The 15141-nt window shown below is 60.0% G+C and carries 14 protein-coding genes and 1 other RNA gene; 12 read left to right on the top strand and 3 right to left on the bottom strand.

All coding sequences use genetic code 11. The features are described from left to right. Positions 1-3 precede the first annotated feature (3 nt). The 10 genes from ACIROW_RS07175 to ACIROW_RS07220 all read left to right on the top strand — a co-directional run bounded on the left by ACIROW_RS07175 (position 4) and on the right by ACIROW_RS07220 (position 10197). Complete coding sequence (locus tag ACIROW_RS07175) at positions 4-2094, top strand: M3 family metallopeptidase (protein ID WP_402273515.1); 2091 nt, start codon at positions 4-6, stop codon at positions 2092-2094. A 60-nt stretch (positions 2095-2154) separates the two neighbouring features. After that, positions 2155-2229, top strand: a non-coding RNA gene (locus ACIROW_RS07180) — sX9 sRNA. Between the two features lie 79 nt (positions 2230-2308). Continuing rightward, entirely contained in the window at positions 2309-2728 is a 420-nt protein-coding gene (locus ACIROW_RS07185) for a DNA polymerase III subunit chi (RefSeq protein ID WP_402273518.1), read from the top strand. Between the two features lie 4 nt (positions 2729-2732). Beyond that, on the top strand, positions 2733-3248 hold the full coding sequence (locus ACIROW_RS07190) for a hypothetical protein (RefSeq protein WP_402273521.1): 516 nt from the start codon (positions 2733-2735) through the stop codon (positions 3246-3248). Between the two features lie 180 nt (positions 3249-3428). After that, positions 3429-4736, top strand: coding sequence for a D-amino acid dehydrogenase (locus ACIROW_RS07195; protein ID WP_402273523.1), 1308 nt, complete (start codon positions 3429-3431; stop codon positions 4734-4736). A gap of 308 nt (positions 4737-5044) precedes the next feature. Beyond that, positions 5045-5944 (top strand): lipid A hydroxylase LpxO, encoded by a 900-nt coding sequence (lpxO, locus tag ACIROW_RS07200; RefSeq protein ID WP_402273525.1) that lies wholly within the window; start codon positions 5045-5047, stop codon positions 5942-5944. Positions 5945-5978: 34 nt separating this feature from the next. Continuing rightward, entirely contained in the window at positions 5979-6275 is a 297-nt protein-coding gene (locus tag ACIROW_RS07205) for a hypothetical protein (protein ID WP_402273528.1), read from the top strand. 216 nt (positions 6276-6491) lie between these two features. Next, positions 6492-7532 (top strand): GGDEF domain-containing protein, encoded by a 1041-nt coding sequence (locus tag ACIROW_RS07210; RefSeq protein ID WP_402273531.1) that lies wholly within the window; start codon positions 6492-6494, stop codon positions 7530-7532. Between the two features lie 213 nt (positions 7533-7745). Beyond that, positions 7746-8816 (top strand): asparaginase, encoded by a 1071-nt coding sequence (locus tag ACIROW_RS07215; protein ID WP_402273533.1) that lies wholly within the window; start codon positions 7746-7748, stop codon positions 8814-8816. Between the two features lie 310 nt (positions 8817-9126). After that, the gene (locus ACIROW_RS07220) at positions 9127-10197 is read left to right on the top strand and encodes a type II asparaginase (RefSeq protein ID WP_402273535.1); all 1071 of its coding nucleotides are present in this window, start codon (positions 9127-9129) and stop codon (positions 10195-10197) included. 78 nt (positions 10198-10275) lie between these two features. On the opposite strand, the gene ACIROW_RS07225 is transcribed toward ACIROW_RS07220, so the two are convergent. Together ACIROW_RS07225 and ACIROW_RS07230 are read right to left on the bottom strand one after the other, a co-directional pair. Further along, positions 10276-10920, bottom strand: coding sequence for a DedA family protein (locus ACIROW_RS07225; RefSeq protein ID WP_402273536.1), 645 nt, complete (start codon positions 10918-10920; stop codon positions 10276-10278). A gap of 103 nt (positions 10921-11023) precedes the next feature. Further along, a complete protein-coding gene (locus ACIROW_RS07230; protein WP_402273538.1) occupies positions 11024-12247 on the bottom strand; it encodes a serine hydrolase domain-containing protein in 1224 nt (407 codons plus the stop codon). A gap of 203 nt (positions 12248-12450) precedes the next feature. Between ACIROW_RS07230 and ACIROW_RS07235 the strand changes: the two genes are divergently transcribed. Continuing rightward, positions 12451-12672, top strand: a complete 222-nt coding sequence (locus ACIROW_RS07235) for a hypothetical protein (RefSeq protein WP_402273540.1) — start codon at positions 12451-12453, stop codon at positions 12670-12672. Here ACIROW_RS07235 and ACIROW_RS07240 read toward each other — a convergent pair. Beyond that, entirely contained in the window at positions 12626-13330 is a 705-nt protein-coding gene (locus ACIROW_RS07240; RefSeq protein ID WP_402273543.1) for a GntR family transcriptional regulator, read from the bottom strand. The two genes, ACIROW_RS07235 and ACIROW_RS07240, sit on opposite strands and share 47 nt — an antisense overlap. 474 nt (positions 13331-13804) lie before the next feature. On the opposite strand from ACIROW_RS07240, the gene ACIROW_RS07245 reads away from it, so the two are divergent. After that, complete coding sequence (locus ACIROW_RS07245; protein ID WP_402273545.1) at positions 13805-15067, top strand: ABC transporter substrate-binding protein; 1263 nt, start codon at positions 13805-13807, stop codon at positions 15065-15067. The last annotated feature ends 74 nt before the right edge of the window (positions 15068-15141 follow it).

Raw genomic sequence — 15141 nt, forward strand, 5'->3', positions numbered from 1 at the left:
CCTATGACGACCACTACAGATACTGCGATTACTCCTGACAACAACCCGCTGCTGGACTTTTCGGGTCTGGCGCGTTTCGACGCCATCAAGCCTGAACACGTCACACCGGCCGTCGACACGCTGCTGGCCAAGGCCGCCGCACTGGTCACCGAGTTGGAAGCGCCGATGGCGCAGGTGACATGGGCCAATTTCGTCGAGCCGCTGGAAAACGCCACCGAGCAGCTGGGCCGCGCCTGGAGCATCGTCGGGCATCTGAATTCGGTGGTCGATACGCCGGAACTGCGCGCCACTTACAATGAAAACCAGCCTCGTCTGGTCGAGTTCTGGACTGCGCTGGGCCAGAACCTGGCGCTGTTCGAAAAATACAAGGCGGTGCAAAACGGCCCGGAATACGCCAGCCTGTCAGGCGCCCGCAAGAAGGTCATCGACAACGCCGTGCGCGACTTCCGCCTGTCCGGCGCCGAGCTGTCCGACGACCAAAAGGAACGCTTCGCCGAGATCCAGGAAAAGTCGGCCGCGCTGACCACCCGCTTCTCGGAAAACATCCTCGACGCCACCAACGACTTCGGCCTGTTCGTTGAAAACGAAACCGACCTGGCCGGCCTGCCGGACGACGTCAAGCAAGCTGCACGCGCGGCTGCCGAAAAAGACGGGACGCCGGGTTTCAAATTCACGCTGCATTTCCCGTCCTATTTCCCGATCCTGCAATACGCGCACAGCCGCAGCCTGCGCGAGCAGATCTATCGCGCCAACGCCACCAAGGCCTCGGAGCTGGGCGCCAAGCCGGAATGGGACAACACCGCCAACATGCAGGAAATCCTGCAATTGCGCCATGAAGAAGCCGTGATGCTGGGCTTCAAGAATTTTGCAGAGCTGTCGCTGGTGCCGAAGATGGCGCAGTCGCCGCAAGAAGTCATCGGCTTCCTCGAAGACCTGGGCCGCCGCGCGCGTTCCTATGGTGAAAAGGACTGGGAAGAACTGCGCGCCTTCGCGAAGGACGAGCTCGGCATCGACACGATCGAAGCCTGGGACATGACCTACGCCGCTGAAAAGCTGCGTGAACAGCGCTATGCCTTCTCGGAGCAGGAAGTGAAGCAATATTTCCCTGAGCCGAAGGTAACCGAAGGCCTGTTCCAGGTCATCCAGCGCCTGTTTAACGTCAGCATCAAACCCGACAGCGCCCCGGTCTGGCATCCGGATGTGAAATTCTTCCGCATCGAACGCGACGGCAAACTGGTCGGCCAGTTCTATCTCGATCTGTACGCCCGCAGCGGCAAGCGCGGCGGCGCCTGGATGGACGACGCCCGCAGCCGCCGCATGACGGCCAACGGCGTGCAGACGCCGATCGCCTACCTGGTCTGCAACTTCACCGAACCGATGACCGTTGACGGTGTGAAAAAGCCGGCGCTGTTCACCCACGATGAAGTCATCACGCTGTTCCACGAATCCGGCCATGGCCTGCACCACATGTTGACGCAAGTCGACGAAGTCGGCGTGTCGGGCATCTCCGGCGTGGAATGGGACGCGGTCGAACTGCCGTCGCAGTTCATGGAAAACTTCTGCTGGGAATGGGACGTGCTGCAGCACATGACCGCCCACGCCGACACGGGTGCGCCGCTGCCGCGTGAACTGTTCGACAAGATGACCGCCGCCAAGAACTTCCAGTCCGGCCTGCAGATGCTGCGCCAGGTCGAGTTCTCGCTGTTCGACATGCACATCCATTACGACTACGACGCTTCCGGCAAGGACAGCGTGCAGTCGGTGCTGAACGCCGTGCGCGACAAGTTCGCCGTGATCCGCCCGCCGGAATTCAACCGCTTCCAGCATTCGTTCAGCCACATCTTCGCGGGCGGCTATGCGGCCGGCTATTACAGCTACAAGTGGGCGGAAGTCTTGTCCGCCGACGCTTACAGCGCGTTTGAAGAAGCCGCCGCCAAGGGCGACAACGTGGTCTCGATCGAAACCGGCCTGCGCTTCCAGAAAGAAATCCTGGCCGTCGGCGGTTCGCGTCCGGCGATCGAGTCGTTCAAAGCCTTCCGCGGCCGCGAACCGAGTATTGATGCTCTGCTACGTCATAGCGGCATGGCTGCTTAAACCTGTCCACGATCTTACTGCGAGGCCGTGATCCGGCGTCGGGCGGTGCTCGGAATCCTCATGTACTGAAGTACATTCCGGTTCCTGCGCTCCGTCCGCCACCGGCTGACGGCCTCTCGCTACAGATCGTGAACAGGTTTAACGTCAAGGAACGAGGATGTTTTAATTCCCTCTCCGGGTTTTCCTCGATCGGCTATATGTCTATACTTCGTCCATGACCCGCATCGATTTCCACAGCAATGTCCCCAATAAACTCGCCTACGCCTGCCGCCTGGTGCGCAAGGCGCGCGCCGCGCAGTGCAAAATTGTGCTGCTCGGCAAGGATCGCGGCGAACTGACCCAGCTCGATCAGCTGCTGTGGTCGTTCTCGGAACAGGACTTTATTCCCCATGTGCATGCCAACGATCCACTGGCGGCGCAGACGCCGGTGATCCTGACTGACAGCGAAGCCGTCGAGCTGCCGCACCATCACGTGCTGATCAACCTGTCGGGCAATACGCCGGAACATTTCGCCCGCTTCGAGCGCATGTTCGAGATCATCTCTTCGGACGAAGCCGACAAGGCCGCTGGCCGCGACCGTTACCGCTTCTATAAAGAACGCGGTTATCCCCTCAGCCACTTCGTCGCCGACTGAGATCATGAGCCAATCGTCCGCCGACAACAGCATCCCGCTCCTGACCGAGGTCATTGCTCCACCCGCCGCGCCGGAGAGCCAGGCGCCGCAGGCCTTGCAATGGGACGACCATCAGCCGCAACACAATCAGCATCATCAGCCGAATCACCAACCAGACTATCAGCAGCATTTCCAGCCGGAGCCGATCCAGGCCTTCCAGCCGCAATACCAGCCCACGTACGATGCGGCGCCGTTGCCGGTGGCTATCAGCACGCCGCTGCCGGCCGTTGCGCCGGAACCCAGCGCCGAACAACTGCGCCAGATTCGCCAGGACATCCAGGAAAACGTCATGCAGACGCTGCTGGGCCAGGTCGACAGCGTGCTGCACCAGCATCTGCAGGATCACCTCGCGGTCATCCTCGACAACATGGCCGACATCCTCAAGACCCGCGTGCGCGCCAGCCTGGAACAGGCGCTGGCCGAAACCGTGACGCAAGCGCTGGCGGAGGAAATGGCAAAATTTGAAAATGCAAAATATTAAGTTTTAAACAAAAATATTTTGTTTTTCAAACACATTTACTGCCTATTCATTAAAAAATAGAAATACAGGCACGCTGATTGCTTACCTAAAAAACCGATTACTTCTTACAATTTCACCATTAAAGACCTGTACCAGTCGGGGCGATTTGGGCAGGTTCTAACATCGAACAAGGAGAATGTGATGAAAGTCATCGTATTGGGAGCAGGCATCATCGGCACCGCGTCCGCGTGGTTCTTGAAGCGTGAAGGTCACGACGTCACCGTCATCGACCGCCAACCCGGCGCCGCCCAGGAAACCAGTTTCGCCAACGGTTGCCAGATTTCGGTCTCGCACGCCGAGCCCTGGGCCAATCCCTCCGCTCCGCTCAAGGTCCTGAAATGGCTGGGCAAGGAAGACGCCCCGCTGCTGTATCGCTTCCGTCCCGAATGGCTCCAATGGAAATGGGCCGTCAGCTTCCTGCGCGAATGTACGCCTGCGCGCACCGACGCCAACATCCGCCAGATCGTCGCGCTGTGCGAATACAGCCGCCAGACGCTGGTGGCCTTGCGGGCGGAAACCGGCATCCAGTACGATCACCTGAACAAGGGCATCCTGCACTTCTACACCGAAGAAAAGGAATTCGAGCTGTCGTTGCCGGCCGCCAAGCTGATGCGCGACCTCGGTTGCCAGCGCGACTCGATCAGCGCCGATGAAGTGATCAAGATCGAACCGGCCCTGGCCAGCATCCGCGACAAGATCGTCGGCGGCGACTTCACCGCCTCCGATGAGTCGGGCGACGTCTACAAGCTCACCACCGGCCTGGCGCAAAAGGCGGAAGACGCCGGCGTCGACTTCCAGTTCAACACCACCATCACGCGCCTGTTGACCGAAGGCACCGGCGCCGCCGCCAAAATCACCGGCGTTGAAGTCATCGACGGCGCAGGCCGCCACAAGGTGCTGCGCGCCGATGCCTTCGTGGTCGCCATGGGCAGCTTTTCGGAGCCGCTGCTGCGCCCATTGGGCATCAACCTGCTGCTGTATCCGGGCAAGGGCTATTCGGCGACCTACAAGGTCACCAATCCGGACGCGGCGCCGACCGTCTCGCTGACCGACGACGGTTACAAGCTGGTGGTGTCGCGCCTGGGCGACCGCCTGCGCGTGGCCGGCACCTGCGAACTGAACGGCTACACCCGCGAACTGAACACCACCCGCTGCGACGCCATCACGCGCCGCACCCGTGAACTGTTCCCGGACGGTTGCGATTACGACAACCCGGTCTACTGGACCGGCCTGCGCCCGCTGACGCCGTCGAACATTCCTTACGTCGGCAAGACCAAGTTCAACAATCTCTACCTCAACACCGGTCACGGCACGCTGGGCTGGACCATGGGTTGCGGCTCGGGCCGTGCGATCGCCGAAATCATTGCCGGCCGTCAACCCGAGATCGACTTCGGCTTCACCGGCCTGCCACGCAAGGCGCCCGGCAAGCTTTCTGCACAGCCTGCGTAATCTGGAGTAGTCCGGAACACCTCGGCGGCAGGCACGTCCTGCCGGTCACCGAATACCGTTTTGCCCCTCCTTGTCGACCCGGCCTGTTCTCCTTTTCAGGCCCGGTCGGCATTTTTTACGTTTCTTCACTGATCTCCCGCAAAGCTGCCCCAAACCGCTTGGTGTAGAATCAGCCCCATCCATCGTGGCGCATCCGCCCGATTTCCAGATCAAACTCTTACAGCATTGATATCGCGCATTGAGCGCTTATCTGGTGCGTATCTATACGAGATGGCCGCCGCTGCAGCCATCGTCATGAGGACATTGCAATGAAGTGGGTCGTTGTCGGCATTTATCTGTTTTCCATCCTGTTCATCCATTTCCGAGGAAAGGTGAGACTGCCGTTTTTCCGGCAATTCTTCGACCATTCCTCGATCATGGCGCCGATCAATCTGTTCATGTACGCGTTTTCGCGCGTGCCGGCCGTGCCTTATCCGGCGGTCAATGATTTCCAGAATCTGCACCTGCTCGACGACAACTGGGAAACCATCCGCGCCGAAGCGGTCAACCTGCAGAACATCTCCAAGATCAAGGCCGCCGAAAAGAATGACGACGCCGGCTTCAATTCCTTCTTCAAGGCCGGCTGGAAACGCTTTTACCTGAAGTGGTACGACGCCAGCCATCCGTCGGCCGAACAGTTCTGCCCCAAGACCGTTGAAATCCTGCGTCAGATCCCTTGCGTCAAGGCGGCGATGTTTGCCGAACTGGCGCCGGGCGGCACGCTCAATCCACATCGCGATCCCTACGCCGGTTCACTGCGCTATCACCTCGGCCTGGTCACACCCAACGACGACCGCTGCTTCATCGAAGTCGACGGTCAGCGTTACAGCTGGCGCGACGGCAAGAGCGTGGTGTTCGACGAAACTTTCATTCACTGGGCGCAGAACGGCGCCGAGACGAACCGCATCATCCTGTTCTGCGACGTCGAACGTCCGTTGCGTTATCGCTGGGCCCAGACCATCAACAAGTGGCTCGGCAAGACCATGATGACCGCCGCCAGCTCGCCCAACGAGACTGGCGACCAGACCGGTCGCATCAACAAGCTGTTCCGCTTTGTCTGGATCGCCGGCCAATACCGCCGCAAGTTCAAGAACTGGAATCGCAACGCCTATCGCGCCACCAAGTTCGGCCTGATCATCGCCGTCGCGCTGGCTATCATCTATCTGTAATTCCTCCGCTTTGCAGCGGCGCAATGCGAACAGCTTGCGCCGCATCGCTTCCCTTTCTTCCCTGCTCTTCCGCTTTCTGTTTTCCCCTGCTGCAACATTTCCGGTGAGCGGGAACGAAGCGTCCGGCGTGCATCCCGTAAATAGTTTGCACCGCGACGGCGCGCAGCTGAGCAATGGGTGTCGGATTGAGAAAAAAATCATCGCCGTACGCATCAAACTACACCCCCACACGACACGCTCCGCATCGCGCCATGCCAATATAGTGCGGACATTGCGCATAAAATCACGCGAAAATTTCCACTCGGAAATGAAAGCAAATTTTTCCTTTTGATTTTGCGTTAACTCAATAGCTGTTCCACTGAGCAGCGTGTAAAATCCCCTGCTTCATGGCTTGATTCATGGCGTGATTCTTGCGTAAGTTCTTATGCATTCTATGAATGGTAAAGCCTATCAAAACCTGCCGGCGGCGTTCGCACGCAACGTCAGCAGGTTCTTAGAGTACCCACTAAACATAGAATAATGTGCTCAAGCAGGAGTCGACATCCGGATGATGAAACAGCTTCTAAAGAACCTGGTAGATATCACAGCCCAGCGTGAAAACTCGCGCCTCGCCGGCGCAGTAATCACTGGCCTGTATGAACTGACCAAGGTCAAACAAATTCGCGTGCTCGACATCTTTTCGCTACGCGAAGAGATGTTCGTGCAAGAAAAGATGTACCTCAACGAGGGCCATCTGAGCACCATCGCCGAACACACGGAAGACGATCCCAAGGAACCGCTGAGCCACTATCCGGCCATCGTCGAATGCATCCGCGAGCACAAGAACGAACACTACGAAATCGCCGCCGACGGCTGGCACGTGCTGTGGCTGCCGGTATGGCTGCACGGCAAGGTCAACACCTGTCTCGAGATCCGCAATCCGCATGCCTACGACACCGCCACGCTGGAACTGATCGACGGCATCTTCGGCATCTACTGCAATTACCAAAGCCTGCTTGATTACAGCGAGCGCGACGCGCTGACCGGCCTGTTCAATCGCAAGACCTTCGACGAACAATTCTCGCGCCACGCCTTCGCACTGGCGCCGCATGAAGCGCATTCGCTCGACAACAACGAGCGCCGCAACGGCGGCGAGACCAAGGCGCACTGGCTGGCCGTGGTAGACATCGATCACTTCAAGCAGGTCAACGATCAGTTCGGCCATCTGTACGGCGACGAAGTGCTGATCCTGGTCGCCAATATCCTGCGCACCTCCTTCCGCTCGCACGACCGCATCTTCCGCTTCGGCGGCGAAGAGTTCGTGATCCTGCTGCGCTCGACCACGCTGGCCGACGCCAGCAAGATCTTCGGCCGCTTCCGCCAGCACGTGCAGGATTACGATTTCCCGCAGGTCGGCAAGGTCACCGTGAGCCTCGGCTTCGTCGGCATTTCGCAGGAAACGCCGGTGGTGATCCTGGGTCATGCCGATCAGGCTCTGTACCACGCCAAGAAGAACGGTCGCAACCGCATCTGCTACTACGATGAACTGGTCACTTCGGGCGTCCTCAGCAACGAAATTTCGACCAACGATATCGTCGAATTCTTCTAAATAATTAGCGTATTTTTTTCTTTTTAAAAGCCTATGCGCCTGCCGCATAATCTTTCAAAACTCATGCTTTAAAAGCATAAGACTTCGCAATCGCTATTCCGTACTATCCTTGCGTGCCGTTTCACAACGTAAAACTAACCGGTACGAATGTCGCCGTTGCGCGCATGTTCAGGGGCGCAATGGCGGGACCCATCTATTGCTCAGGAGATCCTTATGCAACATCTGAAGTTGAAACAACTCGGTGGCGTATTGCTGCTGTCGGCCGCCATGTCGCTGTCGGCACAGGCGCAAGAGAAGAAAGCCAACGTCGTCGTCATCGGCACCGGCGGCACCATCGCCGGTGCGGGCGCCTCCAGCGTCAACACCGCCGCCTATCAATCCGCAGTGGTCCCGGTCGACAAGATCATTGCCGCCGTGCCTGAAATCTCGAAGATCGCCAACGTGCGCGGCGAACAGATTTTCCAGATCGGCAGCGAAAGCTTCAACGACGAGCGCCTGCTGAAACTGGGCAAACGCGTTTCCGAACTGCTCAAGCAAAGCGACGTCGACGGCATCGTGATCACCCACGGCACCGACACCATCGAAGAAACCGCCTACTTCCTGAATCTGACTCTCAAGAGCGACAAGCCTGTCGTCGTGGTCGGCTCCATGCGTCCGGGCACCGCCCTGGGTGCAGACGGCGCGCTGAACCTGTATGACGCTGTGCTGGTGGCTTCCAGCAAGGACGCTGCCGGCAAAGGCACGCTGGTGGTCATGAACGACGAAATCCATTCCGGCCGCGACGTCACCAAGACCAACTCCTTCAAGGTCGAAACCTTCCGCTCGCCCTACGGCCCGTTGGGTTATGTGGTCGAAGGCAAACTGATGTTCTACCGCTTGCCGGCACGTCCGCACACCACGCAGACCGAGTTCGACATCGACAAGATCAACAGCCTGCCGCGCGTCGACATCGCCTACAACTACGGCAACGTCAGCCGCGCTGCGTATGACGCCTTCGTCACCGCAGGCGCCAAGGCGATCATCCATGACGGCACCGGCAACGGCAGCGTCGCCGAGCAGATCGTCCCGGTCCTGCAGGAAGTGCGCAGCAAGGGCCTGCAAGTGGTCCGCGCGACACGCACCGGCAGCGGCGTTGTGATCCGCAACGGCGAACAGAACGACGACAAGTTCGACTGGGTTGTCACCGACGACCAGAATCCACAAAAAGCACGCATCCTGACCGCGCTGGCGCTGACCAAGACCAACGACAGCAAGGAACTGCAAAAGATCTTGTGGAAGTACTGATGCCGGTTTAGCGGCGCGGGTTGCAGTTACGGCTGCAGCCGCTGCAGCACCGCATGTCTGCACCACGCCCGATGGCCTCCATCGGGCGTTTTTTATTGCGCTGCCGCCCTGCAGCGGCGCCAATCATCCGAATTCTCCGGGTTTTCCCGCTCTGTTCCGATTATCAAATAGACAATTCCGGCCGCACCATGGGCAGGTTCGTCGCCGACATACATCAACGGCAGGCCTGCATGCAATGGCCATCGCGCCCCTCCGGGCCGACACAGACCGTCCCCTGCTTCTTTCTTCGTTCAACAACAAGGAGACGCCCATGCTGCACCTGCAACCGAGACATCTCGCCGGACCCCTGCTTCTTTTCCTCGCCTCGTTCTGTCTCAGCCTGCAGGCACAGGAAAAGCCCAACATCCTGATCGTCGCCACCGGCGGCACCATCGCCGGCGCCAGCATCTCCAGCGTACGTTCGCCCGCCTACCAGTCGGCCGTGGTCCCGGTCGACCGCATCATCGCCGCCGTGCCCGACATCGCCAAAGTCGCCAACGTCACAGGCGAACAAATCTTCCAGGTCCCCAGCGAAAGCTTCAACGACGAGCGCCTGCTCAAGCTCGGCAAGCGTCTTGCGGAATTGCTCAGGCAACGCGACGTCGACGGCATCGTCGTCACGCACGGCGTCGACACGATCGAGGAAACCGCTTACTTCCTCAACCTCACGCTCAAGAGTCGCAAGCCGGTCGTGCTGGTCGGCGCCATGCGTCCGGGCACGGCACTCAGCTCGGACGGCGCGCTGAATCTTTATGAAGCGGTGCTGGTCGCCGCCAGCAAGGAAGCCGCCGGCAAGGGCACGCTGGTGGTCATGAACAACGAAATCCACTCCGGCCGCGACGTGACCATGAACGATGCGGTCAAGACCAATACGCTGCGTTCCCCCTACGGCCCGCTCGGCCTCGTCGTCGAAGGCAAGGTCATGTTCTACCGCCAGCCGACGCGTCCGCATACGGTCGCCAGTGAGTTCGACATCGACAAGCTGAGCACGCTGCCGCGCGTGGACATCGTCTACAACTACGGCAATGTCAGCCCGGTGGCATATGAAGCGCTGGCCAACGCCGGCGCCAAAGCCATCATCCACAACGGCACCGGCAACGGCAGCGTCGCCGAGCAGATCATCCCGGTATTGCAGGACATCCGCAGCAAGGGCATCCACGTGGTGCGCGCGTCGCGCACCGGCAACGGCGTGGTGATCCGCGACGGCGAGCAGCCGGACGATCGCTTCGACTGGCTGGTCACGGGCGACCAGAACCCGCAGAAGGCGCGCATCCTGATGGCGCTGGCACTGACCAGGACCAACGACCGCCAGACCTTGCAGGACATCCTGTGGAAATATTGATGGCAACGTACTGAACGTCGCCGGATAAAAAAAGCCGTTCATCACTGAACGGCTTTTCACTTTATCGGCTACGGAAACTCAGCGTGACGATTTCATGCGCTGGCGCAGGTAGCCGATCACGCCCGGCAGGATCGACAGCACCACGATCGCCACGATCAGCAGGCTGAGGTTCTGCTTCACCACCGGCAGGTTGCCGAAGAAGTAGCCGGCATAGCCGAAGCTGGCCACCCACAAAATGCCGCCGATCACGTTGTACGCGAAGAAGCGTGTGTAGGTCATCGCACCGACGCCGGCCACGAACGGCGCGAAGGTGCGCACGATCGGGGCGAAGCGCGCGATGATCACGGTCTTGCCGCCGTGGCGCTCATAGAAGGCGTGGGTCTTGTCGAGATACTCGCGCTTGAAGATGCGCGAGTTGGGCCGGTCGAATACTTTCAGTCCTATGGCCTTGCCGATCTGGTAATTGACACTGTCGCCGAGGATCGCCGCAATGATCAGCGTCAACACCATCAGGTGGATATCGAACGCGCCGGTGGCGGCAATCGCACCGGTCACGAACAGCAGCGAGTCGCCCGGCAGGATGGGTGTCACCACCAGGCCGGTTTCGGCGAAGATGATCAGGAACAGGATCAGAAACAGCCACGGGCCGTAAGACGCGGCCAGCTCGGCCAGATGACGATCAATATGGACGATGAAGTCGACCAGGAACAGAAGAAAATCCATGAGCACCCGCGGCAAGGTTGAAGAATGAACTGAAAAGTTAAGCATTAAAGCGAACGCGCATTGTATCAATACGCGCGCTCACTCCCGATAACGCATCCTGTCGTTACGGGGCGAACTGGCGATACAGTTTTTCCGCCACCGCGAACAAGGCGTCGTTTGCGCCCTGGCTGGCGATGTTGGTCACCACCACGATGGCAAAATCCTTTTCCGGGCTGAGCCAGACATGCGCCAGGTTCTTCTGGTTGGAGCCGCCGTGGAACACCAGTGGCTGCGGCGCCCAGTCCATCTTCGCCGTCACCCAGCCGAGGCCGTACTTGCCGTCGGTCGGCGTGCCCGGTTCCGGATTCTGCACATGCGGCATGTCGATCACCGGCGCATGCATCAACTTCAGCGTTTCAGGCTTGAGCAACGCCGGACCGCGCTTGCCTTCACCGGCGTTCCAGCCGGCCCAGCGCGCAAAATCCAGCACCGACATATTGGCGCCGCCGGCTGGTGCGATCAATTGCGGATTGTCGTCGCCGGGGCCGGCCATGAAGGGCTTGGCGATATCTTCACCGACCAGCACGTGACCCAGCGCGGCATCGACCCGGCCCAAAGTCGCCTGCGAACCGAGGCCGGCGCTCTTGAGTTCCATCGGATCGAAGATCCATTCATTGATCAGCTCTTCCCAGCTCTTGCGCGCCACCCTTTCAATCATCGCGCCGGCGATCGTGTAACCCAGGTTGGAATAGGCGAAACGTTGTCCAGGTTGCGCCTGCAGCGGCTTGCTCATCCATTGCTGCAAAGTCCAATAGCGCAGGTCGTCGAGATTGCCCTCTTCAAACATCGACTTGGCCAGCAGTTCGAGGAACTCGGCGTTGTCGGCCGGGATGCCGGACGTATGCGACAGCAGCTGGCTGATGGTGATGCGGCGAAAATCCGGATCCATCTTCGGCGCCAGTTCCGGGAAGGCTTCGCCCAGCGTGGTGGTCCACGCCATCGAACCGCGATCGACCAGAATGCCGGCCAGCGTGGCGGTAAATGCCTTGGTGTCGGAACCGATGTGGAAACGGTCATTGACCGTCACCGCGATGCCCGAGCCGACCTTGCGCGTGCCGACCGCGCCGGCGGCGATAATGCGGCCGTCCTGCACCACGGCGGCGGCCAGCGCCGGCAATTTGTACTGGACCAGGTAAGACGTCAGGGTCGGTTCAAGCGGCGCGAAGGTCAAGGGCGCGACCGGCGCAGGAGCGAGGATCTGGGCCCCGGCGAACTGGCAGGCGCACCACAGCAGCGCGGAGACCAGCGCCTTGCGGGAATTGAAATGCGAAACGTACGAAACGGACATGAGATCCCTTTGATTGAAAGGTATTCGTAGATGATCGGGTGCCCGCATTTTATCCGCATTCGCGCCCACGCAAACTTACCTTTCTTTACGCAGAAATCGCGCAAGTCTTGCACGCCGCAGTCGATATCCATGACAGGACTCCGCGCCGCGGAATCCATCCACCATTTTCACCATTCATCCTTCACGCATCCAAGGAGAACAGCATGCGACTTCGATTGATGGCGGGATTGTCCGCCGTGTTTTTGTTACTGCTGATGGCGTTCGCAACGCACTACAAAGTGCGGTTGGAAATGATAGAACAGAGCGCCGGCATCCTGGAGATGCTGGCCGCAGCGATACCGCTGCTCAGTCTGGTGGTGGCGAGCCTGTTTGCAGACCCTAATCCGGCAAACCGTCGCCGGCCAGGATCATCTGCGCGGCGCTGAGCAGGTCGCCCGACAAGCCGGCGCGCGCCTGCTCCGGCGACTTGTCCTGCAAGCCCTTGAGCAGCGCGGCGTGATGCACCAGCGCCGGCGCTTCCGACAGGCGGCGTGAACCGGCGCGCAGGTCGAGGTTGATGACCGGACCGACTTGCAGCCACAGGCTTTCGATCAGGCCCACCAGCGTCGCCATGCCGGAACCCTCATAAGCAGCAAAGTGCAGTTGCTTGTTGAGGCGGATGATCAGGTCGACGTCGGGTTTCTTGCGGTGCATTTCGATGCACAGGGTGTCGTGCAGGTCGGCCACGGCCTGCAGGCCTTCGACCGAAATGTTCTGCGCCGCGTGCTCGACCGCCAGCCCTTCCAGCGCCAGCCGGATCTTGAGCAGTTCGCGGAATTTGTCCTTGGTCATCAGCGGCACGCGCACGGCGCGGTTGGGCAAAATTTCCAGCGCCCCTTCCGCGGACAGCTGGCGGATCGCTTCCCGCACCGGCATCTGGCTGGTGCCGAGCGCCTCCGACAGGCTTTTCAGCGTCAGCTTCTGACCGGGGCGGACTTGTCCTGCCAGCAGCAGCTCGCGCACATCTTCATACACGCGCTGCGACAGCGTGGCGTGGGTGATTTTGCGTATCTGCGAAAGGTCCGCAAGTATCGTGTGTTCCATGGTCCCCGGCTTCTCACTTGAAACCATTTCATCCGTGCCGATGAAATGCGTCTGTTATTCAAAATTGCCGCGGATTATAGCAGTCGCCTTCTTCCGCTCTTCTCTTCCAATGCAGCACCGCAGCGCGGTTACGATGGTTTGACACCCTCCCGGGACGCAGCTTTTCCCAGCGACATCCGGCGCCGCAAACTTGTCCAACCGTGCTGCATCGCCGATTGACACATCCCAATTCTATCGAATACATTTGATCACATGTCAAATAACTGACATAAAAAAGAGGCTGTTGCAAAAATCACGAGACGGAAGCCGATCGGGCCGACAACAGCGATGACTGTGTCTTTCCAATCATTTCCCGCCTTGTCCTGCTTGCAACCAGCACTCCATAAGAAAACAAGCCGTTCCGGCAGCCCACTGCCGTTACCGGCTTTTCATCGAGACACCCGGCTCGCGCCGGACCCTTAGGAGGTATGCACCATGGAACAAGACAACAGCAAGATCCTGTCGCCCGGCCGTCGCACCGTACTCAAAGCCGGCGCCGCCGTCGCCGCCACGTCGGCAATGGGCTTCCCCGCCATCGTCAAGGCGCAGTCGGACAAAATCATCATCGGCCACCTGACTCCGCGCACCGGTTTCCTCGGCCCGCTGGGCGAATACGCCGTCATGAGCATCACGCTGGCGGTGGAGGAACAGAACAAGGCCGGCGGCCTGCTGGGGCGCCAACTCACCCTGATTTCGGAAGACTCGGTCAATCCGCCGACCGCCTCCTCCAAGGCGCAGCGCCTGCTGGAACGCGATGGTGCGGCCGTGCTGATCGGCGAAATCTCGTCCGCCTCGGCGCTGGGCATCGCGCAAGTCGCGCAGCGCAACAAGAAGCTGTTCATGAACACCGGCTGCAACTCCGACGAGCTGCGCGGCAAGAGCTGCAACAAATACATGTTCCACATCGAGGCCGCCAACTCGACCTACGTCAAGGCCTGCGGCCGCTCGCTGCTGCGCGACAACCTGATCAAGGGCAAGAAGCTGTACGCGCTGTCGGCCGATTACGCCTTCGGCCACGACCTGCTGCGCGCCGCCAAATCCTTCGTCTCCGCCAACGGCGGCACGATCGCCAATGACGAGCTGGTGCCGACCGACGCCACCGACTTCAGCCCTTACCTGCTGAAAATCCGCCAGGCCAAACCGGACCTGGTCATCTCCAACCTGGCCGGCAACCAGATTACCAACTTCATCAAGCAATACTCGGAGTTCGGCCTGCCGTTCCCGATTGCCGGCTTCGGCTTCGACACGGCGGTGGCATGGGGCGCGGGTGCGGACAGCTTCGCCGGCACCTGGCCGACCACCTGGCACCACGACGTCAATGCGCCGTCGGCCAAGGCCTTCGTCGCCGCCTTCACCAAGAAATTCGGCAAACCGCCGGAGAACCAGGCATGGGGCGAATACGTCGCCTTCCGTTCGATCGTGCAGGCGATCACCGAAACCAAGACGCTCGACACCGCCAAGCTGATCGACTACTTCGAAAAGGGCGCGCAGGTCGACGTGCTGAAAGCGCGCAAGGGCGTCTATCGCGCCTGGGATCACCAGTTGCTGCAGGAGATGTACACCGTCACGCCGAAGCCGAAGGCGCAGGTCAAGGACAAATGGGACTTCATGCTGCTCGGCTCGTCGGTGCCGGGACCGAATGAGTCGCTGGAAATCCTCGCGCCGACCATGCAAGAGAACGCCTGCACGTTCACCTGAGTCCAGGTGAACCGTCGCCGTCGCTCCGGTGCATGCCGGAGCGACGGCGGAAGGTTTCGTGCGTCACTCGTTTT

The organism is Herbaspirillum sp. NPDC101397, assembly GCF_044767325.1.
Taxonomy (GTDB): Bacteria; Pseudomonadota; Gammaproteobacteria; order Burkholderiales; family Burkholderiaceae_D; genus Herbaspirillum.

Excerpts from the sequence above, each read along its gene's own strand:
- ACIROW_RS07175 (WP_402273515.1), top strand. The coding sequence starts at position 4 with ATGACGACCACTACAGATACTGCGATTACTCCTGACAACAACCCGCTG.
- ACIROW_RS07185 (WP_402273518.1), top strand. The coding sequence starts at position 2,309 with ATGACCCGCATCGATTTCCACAGCAATGTCCCCAATAAACTCGCCTAC.
- ACIROW_RS07190 (WP_402273521.1), top strand. The coding sequence starts at position 2,733 with ATGAGCCAATCGTCCGCCGACAACAGCATCCCGCTCCTGACCGAGGTC.
- ACIROW_RS07195 (WP_402273523.1), top strand. The coding sequence starts at position 3,429 with ATGAAAGTCATCGTATTGGGAGCAGGCATCATCGGCACCGCGTCCGCG.
- lpxO (WP_402273525.1), top strand. The coding sequence starts at position 5,045 with ATGAAGTGGGTCGTTGTCGGCATTTATCTGTTTTCCATCCTGTTCATC.
- ACIROW_RS07210 (WP_402273531.1), top strand. The coding sequence starts at position 6,492 with ATGATGAAACAGCTTCTAAAGAACCTGGTAGATATCACAGCCCAGCGT.
- ACIROW_RS07215 (WP_402273533.1), top strand. The coding sequence starts at position 7,746 with ATGCAACATCTGAAGTTGAAACAACTCGGTGGCGTATTGCTGCTGTCG.
- ACIROW_RS07220 (WP_402273535.1), top strand. The coding sequence starts at position 9,127 with ATGCTGCACCTGCAACCGAGACATCTCGCCGGACCCCTGCTTCTTTTC.
- ACIROW_RS07225 (WP_402273536.1), bottom strand. The coding sequence starts at position 10,920 with ATGGATTTTCTTCTGTTCCTGGTCGACTTCATCGTCCATATTGATCGT.
- ACIROW_RS07230 (WP_402273538.1), bottom strand. The coding sequence starts at position 12,247 with ATGTCCGTTTCGTACGTTTCGCATTTCAATTCCCGCAAGGCGCTGGTC.
- ACIROW_RS07235 (WP_402273540.1), top strand. The coding sequence starts at position 12,451 with ATGCGACTTCGATTGATGGCGGGATTGTCCGCCGTGTTTTTGTTACTG.
- ACIROW_RS07240 (WP_402273543.1), bottom strand. The coding sequence starts at position 13,330 with ATGGAACACACGATACTTGCGGACCTTTCGCAGATACGCAAAATCACC.
- ACIROW_RS07245 (WP_402273545.1), top strand. The coding sequence starts at position 13,805 with ATGGAACAAGACAACAGCAAGATCCTGTCGCCCGGCCGTCGCACCGTA.